Source organism: Flavobacterium sp. SORGH_AS_0622 (genome assembly GCF_030818825.1).
Lineage (GTDB): Bacteria > Bacteroidota > Bacteroidia > Flavobacteriales > Flavobacteriaceae > Flavobacterium.
Map to the genome: position 1 here is coordinate 1,069,544 of NZ_JAUTAX010000001.1, position 12,028 is coordinate 1,081,571.

The following is a 12,028-nucleotide window of genomic DNA, read 5'->3' on the forward strand; positions in this document are numbered from 1 at the left end:
CTAAAAAAGATGAAAAATAGATATATCAAAATATTTTGTGTCGCAATTGTTAGTGCTATGACATTAGCTTCATGCGATAAAGGATTCGAAGAAATGAATAAGAATCCAAATGCTTTAACAGATCCAGCGGTAAAATCAATGTTTACACTTGCAGAGATTTATGTAGACGGACAAGATTTCTCTAACACAAGAGGAAATAACTTGTACGCAGCACAAATTGTACAGCAATTTTCTTCACTTGGAGGGCCAGGCTCAAAATACACGTATTCTTCGGAATATTCGGCTGCTCTTTTTGGTGAAACTTACGGAAAAGGATTAAATCAGATTTTCCAGTTATTATCTGTAGTCGAGAACACGCCAGAGAATTCAAATATGATTCAGGCCTGTAGAATTATGAAAGTTTTCTTGTTCCAAAAACTAACAGATACTTACGGTGAAGTTCCTTATTTTGAAGCAGGAAAAGGATACAACGGAAACGTTTTTTCTCCGAAATATGATACACAAGAAGCTATTTACAACGATCTTTTAAAAGAATTAGATGAAGCTGGAACTGCATTAGATGCTGGAAAACCTTTTGTTGGAAATGCCGATTTGTATTACCAAAGTGATGTTGCAAGATGGAAGAAATTGGCAAACTCTTTAATGTTAAGAGTAGCAATGCGTTTGTCTAAAGTAAATCCTGCAAAAGCAAAAGAATTTGTAGAAAAAGCGTATTCTAAAGGCGTTTTTACTTCAAATGATGACAGTTTGGTTCTAAAACACGATGCAGGTCCTGCTGGAGTTAAAACCAATCCAATCACCTCTTCTTGGGTGAGAAACGATTTGAACGGAGGAGAATCGAACATTAAATTCAGTAAAACATTCATCGATTTATTGAAAAATACAAACGATCCTCGTTTAAGAATTTATGCAAAACTAGAAGCTACAGGAGATAATAATCCTGCAAGTCAGCAAGGTTTGGCAAATGATGCAAAAGAATTTCCGGGAGGAGATAAAAAACTTTTCTCAGATCCAAATACTTCAACAGTATTGCGTTTAGATGCTCCAACATTGATTATGTCTTATGCTGAGGTTCAGTTTTTATTGGCTGAAGCTGCGGTAAAAGGATGGAACGTTGGCGGATCGGCTCAAACTTATTACGAAAATGGAGTGAGAGCGGCTATGAATATCTTAACCATTTTTGGAGATAAGGTACCAGCAGTTTCACCAGCAGAATACAATACTTACATTACGACATATCCTTTTAAAGCTTCAGGAACAGAAGCAGAAAAAATCGAACAGATTATCACTCAAAAATGGATTGTTTTACTGTTTAATGGTTTTGAAGCATTTTCAGAATACAGAAGAACGGGTTATCCTGTATTAGTTCCTGTTAATGATCCAACTGGAGAAACAAAAGGGACAATTCCAAGAAGATTAATTTATGATCAGTCAGAACTTATTACAAACGAGGCTAATTATAAAGAAGCAATTCAACGTCAAGGTTTAGATTTAATGACCACAAGAATCTGGTGGGATAAATAATTTTTAAATTAGGTTGGTTAGTTAAGATAAGTCGGGTACTGAGCATGCCCGGCTTATTTTTAAATCATCAAAATTGATTCGTCTGAAAGTGTAAGTATTGAAAAGTTATTTTACAGATTCAAATGCTTTTTTTTCGCATACAACAAATATAGTTTATGCTGAAAAAGATGGATTTAGTTTCTGTTTTTAAAAAATTTCAAAACTATACCTAAAGTGTATTTCAGTTTTTTGAATTTAAAAACGAACCATATCAAAATCAAAAATATAGTATAAGGCAGTGGTAAAGAAGATATTTCTAGTTGTATTTTAGAGTTACTAACAAAGAATAAATTCTAAAGAGAAGGAATGCTGCGGTCAGTTCTTTCCTTCTCTAAAACTGCCAAAAAAACCAGATTACTTACCTTTTTTAGTAATTTTAGAAGGTATAAAATATTACTCAGTAAAATGAACTATCAAAAAAGACTTCATTGGCTATTGTGTTCGTGTATGGCAGTTTTTACATCAATTGCCTTTGCGCAGCATATTGATCTAAAAAATAATTGGAAATACCGTGAAGAAAAAACACAAAAATGGTATCCAGCCCATGTGCCAGGAGAAATTCATACAGATTTGCTTAACAGTAAATTAATACCAGATCCGTTTTACAGAGATAACGAAAAAAAACTGCAATGGATAGAACGCAAAAACTGGGAATACGAAACCACTTTTCAGGTCACAGCAAATATGCTGAAAAAGAAAAACACAGATTTAGTTTTTGACGGATTAGATACTTATGCATCTGTTTATGTAAACAATCAGCTGGTTTTAAAAGCGGATAATATGTTTCGTCAATGGCGAGTTGACGTTAAAAAAGTCTTGAAATCAGGAAGTAACGACTTACGAATCGTATTTCAATCGGCACAAAATGTGGTTGATTCGCTGGCTAAAAAAGATTATCCATTTGTAATTCCAGACAATCCGCGTGCTTATATTCGCAAAGCACAATACCATTTTGGCTGGGATTGGGGACCAAAATTTACAACTTGCGGAATCTGGAAAACGCCAAGATTGGAATCTTATGACAAAAAAAATCCTGAGAAACCTTATGTTTTAAATCGAAAGATTGAATTAATACAAGAGCCAGATAGTTTGGGTAGATCTTTCTATTTTAAAATTGATGGAAAGCCAGTTTACATGAAAGGAGCCAATTATATTCCATCAGACGCTTTTCTTTCTAGAGTAAATAAAAAAGAATATGAAAAAATAGTTTTATCTGCCAAAGAAGCCAATATGAACATGCTTCGCGTTTGGGGCGGAGGCATTTATGAAGACGATTACTTCTACGATTTATGCGATAAATACGGAATAAATGTCTGGCAGGATTTTATGTTCGCTGGTACAATGGTTCCTGGAGATGACGCCTTTTTTGATAATGTAAAAAAAGAAGTTCAGTATCAGGTAAAACGACTTCGCCATCATCCTAGCATCGTTTTATGGTGCGGTAACAACGAATCTGATGAAGCCTTTAAAAATTGGGGCTGGATGAAAAGTTTCAAAATTTCAAAACAAGATTCAATCCGTTTGTGGAAAGATTATACACGTTTATTTCATGACAGTATTCCGAAATGGGTAAAAGAAGTCGATGGTAAACGTCCGTATTTAAGTTCGTCGCCTTTACATCATTGGTCAAAAGCAAAAAGTGTAACCGAAGGAGACAGCCACTATTGGGGAATTTGGTGGGGATTGGAGGATATTGAAGCCGTTCAGAAAAAAACAGGACGTTTTGTGAGCGAATACGGAATGCTGTCTTTACCGAATTATGCTTCAATTGAAAGTTTTACTTCTCCAGAAGACCTTCATTTATATTCAGATATACTAAAAGTACATTTAAAAGCGGGCAAAGGTTTTGAGAAATTAGATTCCTATTTAGGTAAATATTTCATCGATGCCACTAAAATAAAAAAGATGAACTTGGAAGATTATGCCTATTTGAGTCAGTGTCTGCATTATTATTCAATCAAAAATATTGTTGGAATTCATCGTTCGAAAGCGCCTTACAATATGGGAACTTTAGTTTGGCAGTTAAATGATTGCTGGCCAGTAGCAAGCTGGAGTATTACTGATTATAATAACCGACAGCCAAAAGCAGCCTGGTATGCTATTAAGGAAGCGTACAGAGATGACATAAAACCAGAAACTGATTTTACACATCCGAAAGATTTGCAACTGGAAGATCCAAAAATCAGCTGGGAAATAAAAGGAAATAACATAATCATAAAAGCTCAGAAAATGGCAAAATACGTTTGCATTTCGATGAAAGGATATAATGGAAAATGGAGCGATAATTATTTTGATTTAAAATCAGGAGAAGAAAAAAACAATTTCGTTTGAAGGGAAAATAACAAAACCAGAAATTAAAATTTATTCTTTGTTTGAGGTTTTGGAAAGATATAAATAGAGGTTCAAAGGTTCAGAGATACAAAGGGACAAAGGGACAAAGGTTTCGTAGAGACGCACTGTATTGCGTCTAACACACAGAATTAAAAAATAAAATATGAGAATACTATTAAGCGGTGTCTTGGCATTAAATTTATTTTTTGCTAATCCGGCAATTTCACAGCAAAAAAAAGGAAAACAAACCGATATAAATTATACAAAATATGTAGATCCGCTTATTGGTTCGGCGGGTCATGGTCACGTATTTGTAGGTGCAAATGTTCCTTTTGGAGCGGTGCAGTTAGGTCCGGTAAATATTTTTGAAGGATGGGACTGGTGCAGCGGTTACAATTATGCCAGTAATACCATTTTGGGTTTCACACACACGCATTTAAGCGGAACTGGAATTGGCGATTTAAATGATATTTTGGTGCTTCCTGTCAGCGGAAAAGTAGGTTTGACAAAAGGGACAAAAGAAGATATGATAAACGGTTACGGCTCTTATTTCTCTCATAAAAACGAAGTGACTAAACCAGGATATTACAGCGTTTTATTGGATAAATATAAGGTCAAGGCCGAATTAACAGCCAGCGAAAGAGTTGGTTTTCATAAATATACTTTCGAAAACACAAACGATTCACATATTTTAATTGATCTGGCGGACGGAATTGGCTGGGACAGACCCGTAAAAACTTTCATCAAAAAAATAAGCGAAACCAAAATTGAAGGATATCGCTATTCTGCAGGCTGGGCTTCAGATCAGCGTATTTATTTTGCAATGGAATTTTCTGAACCAATCACCAATATGATGGTTTATGACAGTACAGCTGTGATAAGAGGAACGCAAGGAGAAGGCTTAAAAATAAAAGCGGTTTTAGATTTTAAAACTTTAAAAAACAAACAAATTCTGGTAAAAGTCGGAATTTCTCCAGTAAGTGCAGAAAATGCATCTGCCAATATAAAAGCAGAAATTCCTGATTGGGATTTTGAAGCTATTGTAAAACTGGCAGATTCAAAATGGAACAAGGAACTTAATAAAATTCAGATAAAAGGAGACGAGAAAACAATGAAAGTTTTTTATACTTCATTGTACCACACCATGTTTGCCCCTTGTATTTTTAACGATGCTAATGGAGATTATAGAGGAACAGACAAAAAAGTATATGAAAAAGCCAATTTTACCAACTACACCACTTTTTCACTTTGGGATACTTACCGTGGACTGCATCCATTATACACCATTACACAGCCTGAAAAAATCAATGATATTGTAAAGTCGTTTTTAGCGATTTATCAACAGCAGGGCAGATTGCCAGTCTGGCATTTAATGGGTAACGAAACCAATACAATGAATGGAAATCATTCTATTGCCGTTATCGTCGATGCTTATTTAAAAGGATATCGAGATTACGATGTCAATTTAGCCTATGAAGCCATCAAAAAAACGGCAATGCAAACGCGTGACGGAATGGATTATGTTCAGAGATTAGAATATATTCCTGCCGATAAAATGCTGGAATCTGTAGGGAATGCTTTAGAATATGCTATCGATGATTATTGTATTGCTTTGATGGCAAAAGCTTTAAACAAAACAGACGATTATACTTATTTTACCAAAAGAGCCAATTTATACAAACTGTATTTTGATAAAGAAACCACTTTTATGCGCGGTAAATTGAGCAATGGAAATTGGAGGACACCGTTTAATCCGCTTTCTTCAGCACATCGAAAAGACGATTATGTCGAAGGAAATGCGTGGCAGTACACTTGGCTGGTTCCGCAAGATCCGTACGGTTTAATTGATTTATTTGGCAGTGAAGATAAATTTATTGCAAAACTAGATTCACTTTTCTTACTGACAGATAAAGTAGAAGGTGAGGATGTTTCGCCGGATATTAGCGGTTTAATAGGTCAGTATGCTCATGGAAATGAACCAAATCATCATATTCCGTATTTGTACGCTTATGCTGGACAGCCTTGGAAAACAGCGAAATTAATTCGTGAAATCGACGATAAATTTTATTCTGTAAAACCAGACGGATTGTGTGGGAACGAAGATTTAGGACAAATGTCGGCTTGGTATATTTTATCTTCTATGGGATTCTATTCGGTTAATCCTGCAAACGGAATTTATGTTCTGGGAAGTCCGTTAGTAAACAGTGCTGTAATTCATCATAAAAAAGGCATTTCATTTACAATAAATGCGGTTAATAACAGTGTTTCAAACATCTACATCCAAAAAGCAGAATATAACGGAAAACCATATACAAAATCATATATCACACAAGAGATGATCGTAAAGGGAGGAGAATTGAGATTATTTATGGGAAGTAAACCGTCATCAACTTTTGGGATTAAGAAAGAAGATAGGCCTCAATAATTTAAGATTTCTGATTTTAGATTTTAGATTTTTCAGCAACGCTCCTGCGAGATTTTCAAAACCTTGCAGGTATTTAGACAAAGATTAAAAGCTTAAAGCTTATGGCTTAAAGCATAAAGCAAAAAAAAAAATGAAAATAAAGAGTTTAATTTTTTTAGGAATATTACAATCCTGTCTTTTTTTAAACGCGCAGGTAAAAGCTTTAGATCCTGTAGAATATGTAAACCCATTAATGGGAACACAATCATTACATAATCTTTCGAACGGAAATACGTATCCCGCCATCTGCAGGCCGTGGGGAATGAATTTCTGGACTCCTCAAACGGGCAAAATGGGCGATGGATGGGCTTATACATATACAGCAGAAAAAATTAGAGGATTTAAACAGACGCATCAGCCTTCGCCTTGGATGAACGATTACGGTCAGTTTTCGATTATGCCAGTTACGGGTAAATTGGCTTTCGCCGAAGACGAAAGAGCAAGCTGGTTTAGCCATAAAGCTGAGGTTTCAAAACCGTATTATTACAGCGTTTATTTGGCCGATCATGACGTTACGACCGAAATTACAACAACAGAAAGAGCAGCACATTTTCAGATTACATTTCCCGAAAATGAAAAATCTTCTATTGTGATCGATGCATTTGATAAGGGGTCTTATATCAAAATAATTCCATCAGAGAATAAAATAATAGGTTATACAACACGAAATAGCGGTGGGGTTCCACAAAATTTCAAGAACTATTTTGTATTAGAATTTGATAAAAAGTTTGAAAGTAATTTGACTTGGTTGGATAAAGATTTAACCGCTGATAAAATAGAAGCTCAAGGAAATCATGTAGGAGCAGTTATCGGATTTAAAACTAATAAAGGAGAAAAAGTAAATGTTAGAATAGCATCTTCTTTTATAAGTCCAGAACAGGCAGAATTGAACCTAAAAAACGAATTAGGTACATCGACTTTTGAAGAAACAGTTTCGCAATCTAAGGCCGAATGGAATAAAGTTCTAGGGAAAATTGCTGTAGAAGATAATAATACCGATCAGTTAAAGACTTTTTATTCTTGTTTATACCGTACAGTTTGTTTTCCTCAAAAACAATATGAAATTGATAAAGACGGAAAAATTGTGCACTACAGTCCATACAACGGAAAAGTGTTGCAAGGCTATATGTATGCGGGAACGGGATTTTGGGATACTTTCCGTGCTTTATATCCTCTGTTAAATCTCGTTTATCCTTCTATAAACAAAGAAATGCAGGAAGGTTTAATAAACGATTATAAAGAAGGCGGATTTCTTCCAGAATGGTCAAGCCCAGGTTTTAGAAATGTAATGGTAGGAAATAATTCTGCTTCTGTAGTTTCAGATGCTTACATGAAAGGATTACGCGGCTATGATATCAATACTTTATACGAAGCTTTGCTGCACGGAGCCAATAATGAAGGGCCAATGGATGCTGTGGGCAGAAAAGGAGTTCAATATTACAATACTCTTGGGTATGTTCCGTATGACGTGAAGATTAATGAAAATGCGGCTAGAACACTTGAATATGCCTATGATGATTTTGCGATTTGGAAATTGGCAAAAGCATTAAATCGCCCGAAAAAGGAAATCAGCATTTTTGAAAAACGAATGCTGAATTATAAAAAACTCTACAATTCGGAAATTGGATTAATGAGCGGACGAAATAAAGACGGAAGTTTCCCCCGTAATTTTAATCCGTTTAAATGGGGAGATGCCTTTACTGAAGGAAACAGCTGGCATTACAGTTGGAGTGTTTTTCATGATATTCAGGGCTTGATTGATTTAATGGGAGGAGAGAAAAATTTCACAGCGAAATTAGATGCAGTATTTACAATGCCTCCCGTTTTTGATGACAGTTATTATGGAGCCGTTATTCATGAAATTCGCGAAATGCAAATTATGAATATGGGACAATATGCTCATGGAAACCAGCCAATTCAGCACATGATTTATTTGTACAATTATGCAGGAGAGCCTTGGAAAACACAATATTGGTCAAGAGAAGTCATGAATCGTTTATACAAGCCTACTCCAGATGGTTATTGCGGAGATGAAGATAACGGACAAACTTCTGCTTGGTATATTTTCTCAGCCATGGGATTCTATCCAGTTTGTCCAGGAACAGAAGAATATGTTTTGGGAGCGCCTTTGTTTAAGAAAACAACTTTACAGTTAGAAAACGGAAAGCAGTTTATTATCAATGCGCCTAATAATTCAGAAACTAACAAATATGTAAACGAATTAAAATGGAATAATGCTCTTTATTTTAAAAATTATATCAATCATTTTGATGTATTAAAAGGAGGAGAATTAAATTTTGATATGATCAATTCTCCAAATTTTAAAAGAGGTACAACAAAAGAAGCATTCCCATATTCTTATTCAACTTCAAAATAAAAATATATGCAGTCACGTAGAAAATTTATAAGAAATGCAGGCATTTTTTCAGCAGGATTACTGGCACTTCAGACAGAAGCTTTCGGATTTAATTCAGATACTTTTCAGTTTCCACTAAAAGATTTTGTTTCAAAAAGGCCTCCCGTTGCCGAAAGAAAATTTACGAGTAAAGCAATTGAAGCCGCTATCGTGCGCATTAAAAAACAAATTGCCAATCCAGAACTGGCATGGATATTTGAAAACTGTTTTCCAAACACTTTAGATACTACTGTCGATTTTGAAATTATCGATGGAAAGCCAGATACCTACGTAATTACAGGAGATATTGATGCCATGTGGTTAAGAGACAGTACAGCGCAGATCTGGCCGTATATTCCGTTTGTAAAAGAAGATCCAAAACTGGCAGAACTGGTAAAAGGAGTAATTAATCGTCAAGCGAAATGCATTCTTTTGGATCCGTATGCAAATGCCTTTTATAAAGATTTTACAAAAGAAAGCGAGTGGAAAAATGACCTTACTAAAATGCAGCCCGGAATTCATGAAAGAAAATGGGAAATTGACAGTTTGTGTTATCCCGTTCGATTAGCGCATGGATATTGGAAAGCAACAGGAGACATCAGTTTGTTTGATGCAAAATGGAAAGAAGCGATGCTTTTAATCCTGCAGACTTTTAAAGAACAGCAGCGAATGGATGGCAAAGGCGGACCTTATAGTTTTCAGCGTCAGACGGCGTGGGCAACAGACGGCGTTCCGTTAGGAGGTTATGGTTATCCTGTAAAACCTTGCGGATTAATAGTTTCAACTTTCAGGCCAAGCGACGATTCTACTTTATTCGGTTATCTGATTCCGAGTAATATGTTTGCGATTGAAATATTGGGCTATCTAATTGAAATTTTCTCTCTTCCAGCCTTAAAGGATAATGATTTAGTTGCGAAAGTCACAAAATTAAGAGATGAGGTTCAGAAGGGTCTTAATGAACACGGAATTATCAATCACCCAAAATTCGGAAAAATTATAGCTTTTGAAGTAAACGGATACGGCAGTTTCCACATGATGGACGATGCCAATGTACCGTCATTATTATCATTGCCGTATTTAGGTGCTATTGCTCCAAATGATCCTTTATATCTGAATACAAGAAAAGTAGTACTGTCTGAGAATAATCCATTTTTTTATAAAGGAAAAGCAGGAGAAGGTATTGGTGGTCCGCACACAGGAGTAGATACGATTTGGCCAATGAGTATTGTTTTGAGAGCCATTACAAGTGTAGACGAAAAAGAAATAAAAAACTGCATCAGCAATTTAATACAAACAAATGCCGATACTGGATTTATGCACGAATCATTTCATAAAGACGATGTAAACAAGTTTACTCGTAAATGGTTTGCTTGGGCGAATACATTATTTGGCGAAATGATTGTACATACCAGTATTCATTACCCTCAAATTTTAAAAGACAAAAATATCTAGTACTAAAGCTAAAGAATTAAAAATGAATACATCATACGCCATTGGGCTGGATATAGGAGGAACGCACATTACAGCTGCGGTTATTGATAAAGCAGAAATGAAAGTTCTTGATTTTTCGCTCTGTAAAGAATCTTTTGATTCGAATAGACCTGCAGATGAGGTTATGGGTATCTGGAAAAAAGTAATTAGCACTGCAATAGAAAATTCTAAGATTAAAAATATTATCGGAATTGCAATTTGCATGCCTGGACCATTTGATTATAAAAATGGAATTTGCTGGATTAAAGATCAGTCTAAATACGAACATTTTTACGGATTAAACATTCGAGAATTGCTTTTAAAAACTCTAGATTTTCCTGCAGATTTTCCAATTCTTTTTGAAAATGACGCTGTTTGTTTTGGAAAAGGAGAAGTTTTTAAACAACAGGAAAATCTTTCTAAAAAAGTAATGGCTGTAACATTAGGCACAGGATTAGGAGCTTGTTTTATTGACAAAGGAGCATCAATAAGTTCGGGTAATTCTGTTCCCGCTGATGGCGAAATATACAATCTATCTTATAAAGATGGAATTGCAGAAGATTATGTTTCAGTTAGAGGTCTTTTATCACATTACAAATCATTAAGTGGTAGCGATCTTAATAATGGTTTAGAACTTTACAATCTAGCGAAAAATGGAGATAAGCAGGCAATTCAAGTATTTGAAAGAATGGGAGAGGACTTAGCAACAGTCGCAATTCCATGGATTGCCAACTTTACAGCAGATCATATTATTATTGGTGGAAAAATAGCCAATGCAAGCGATTTGTTTTTGCATTCCTTTAATAAAATAATTCAGGAATCTGGTTTTAAAATTGAGGTTTCCATTTCAAATGACAATGAAGTTGCAGCCTTATTAGGAGCAGTCAGTTTTCTTTGTGATTAAAAATAAAAACGGATGAGTCAATTACTCATCCGTTTTTATTTTACAGTTGTTTTAAAGCTTCTTAGGTTGCCTTTGTAAAAGTTTTGTCGGTTCTGTGAAAACAGTATATTTTCTATTAAAAGCAATAAAAAAAATCCTTTAAATCGTAAGATTTAAAGGATTTGACTTTTAGAATTTCTTCTGAAACTCCATCTGGCGGAGAAAGAGGTTCCTCCTCGATGTATTAAACCCCTAGTAAATACTAGGCTTCGTATGCTATTTAAGAGTCGGCACAGTAAAAAAGTGTACCTCGAAATCTTAACCAATTTCTCAAGTCAAATATAGGTTAAAAACAGCATAAATATACAAAAAAATTATGGAATTTCCAGAGCTTTCAAAATTTGAAATTGATATTTATTTGTCAATTGATGTATTTTGAAGGTATCTTTAGAACATTATTATGGGGGTTTTGCGTAATTAGAGTTTTGATGATTTCAATCTATTTCAAAATTTTTATTTTATGATTCATGGGAATTCTTTGTGAATGCAAAATATTTTGTTAAACAAAAAAATAGATTTCAATTTATTATAATATTCTTTTCTGATTCTCCAGTAAATGTTTGTATATCCAGACGATAAATGACATGGCGACGGAACTGGGTTTTAAGTATCCACAACATTTTACAAGGTTATTTAAATTGAAAGTTGGGGGTACACCTAATGATTATAGGCATTTGAATTAAAACCTACATACCATTCGAACCTAAACTCCACAAGCCTTAATTTGCTGAGTTTTTCTTTTTAAAAAAATGATGTGCCATGATTTTGCTACAAAACTTCTATATCTGTATTTTGAATAGCTTAAGATGGTATCTTACTGTTCTGCGGGGATTTTTCTGCCTCTTACTGTCGTAAGCATCCT

The 12,028-nt window shown here is 34.8% G+C and carries 7 protein-coding genes; all 7 read left to right on the plus strand.

Translation table 11 applies throughout. From position 1 onward, the window contains the following. Positions 1-9 precede the first annotated feature (9 nt). The 7 genes from QE431_RS04590 to QE431_RS04620 all read left to right on the plus strand — a co-directional run bounded on the left by QE431_RS04590 (position 10) and on the right by QE431_RS04620 (position 11,849). Positions 10-1,524, plus strand: coding sequence for a SusD/RagB family nutrient-binding outer membrane lipoprotein (locus tag QE431_RS04590; RefSeq protein WP_281867631.1), 1,515 nt, complete (start codon positions 10-12; stop codon positions 1,522-1,524). Between the two features lie 444 nt (positions 1,525-1,968). Next, positions 1,969-3,894: a glycoside hydrolase family 2 protein gene (locus QE431_RS04595; RefSeq protein WP_307293081.1), complete on the plus strand. Its 1,926-nt coding sequence runs from the start codon at positions 1,969-1,971 to the stop codon at positions 3,892-3,894. A 163-nt stretch (positions 3,895-4,057) separates the two neighbouring features. Then, positions 4,058-6,319 carry a GH92 family glycosyl hydrolase gene (locus tag QE431_RS04600; protein WP_307293084.1) on the plus strand — a complete coding sequence of 754 codons (2,262 nt, stop codon included), beginning with the start codon at positions 4,058-4,060 and terminating at the stop codon, positions 6,317-6,319. Between the two features lie 130 nt (positions 6,320-6,449). Beyond that, positions 6,450-8,735 (plus strand): GH92 family glycosyl hydrolase, encoded by a 2,286-nt coding sequence (locus QE431_RS04605; RefSeq protein ID WP_307293088.1) that lies wholly within the window; start codon positions 6,450-6,452, stop codon positions 8,733-8,735. A 6-nt stretch (positions 8,736-8,741) separates the two neighbouring features. Further along, on the plus strand, positions 8,742-10,205 hold the full coding sequence (locus QE431_RS04610) for a glycoside hydrolase family 125 protein (protein ID WP_307293090.1): 1,464 nt from the start codon (positions 8,742-8,744) through the stop codon (positions 10,203-10,205). A 22-nt stretch (positions 10,206-10,227) separates the two neighbouring features. Beyond that, positions 10,228-11,127, plus strand: coding sequence for an ROK family protein (locus QE431_RS04615; RefSeq protein WP_307293092.1), 900 nt, complete (start codon positions 10,228-10,230; stop codon positions 11,125-11,127). A 623-nt stretch (positions 11,128-11,750) separates the two neighbouring features. Next, positions 11,751-11,849 (plus strand): AraC family transcriptional regulator, encoded by a 99-nt coding sequence (locus tag QE431_RS04620; protein ID WP_307293095.1) that lies wholly within the window; start codon positions 11,751-11,753, stop codon positions 11,847-11,849. Positions 11,850-12,028 lie beyond the last annotated feature (179 nt).

Coding starts and splice junctions, on each gene's coding strand:
- QE431_RS04605 (WP_307293088.1), top strand. CDS start 6,450: ATGAAAATAAAGAGTTTAATTTTTTTAGGAATATTACAATCCTGTCTT.
- QE431_RS04615 (WP_307293092.1), top strand. CDS start 10,228: ATGAATACATCATACGCCATTGGGCTGGATATAGGAGGAACGCACATT.
- QE431_RS04620 (WP_307293095.1), top strand. CDS start 11,751: ATGGCGACGGAACTGGGTTTTAAGTATCCACAACATTTTACAAGGTTA.
- QE431_RS04595 (WP_307293081.1), top strand. CDS start 1,969: ATGAACTATCAAAAAAGACTTCATTGGCTATTGTGTTCGTGTATGGCA.
- QE431_RS04610 (WP_307293090.1), top strand. CDS start 8,742: ATGCAGTCACGTAGAAAATTTATAAGAAATGCAGGCATTTTTTCAGCA.
- QE431_RS04600 (WP_307293084.1), top strand. CDS start 4,058: ATGAGAATACTATTAAGCGGTGTCTTGGCATTAAATTTATTTTTTGCT.
- QE431_RS04590 (WP_281867631.1), top strand. CDS start 10: ATGAAAAATAGATATATCAAAATATTTTGTGTCGCAATTGTTAGTGCT.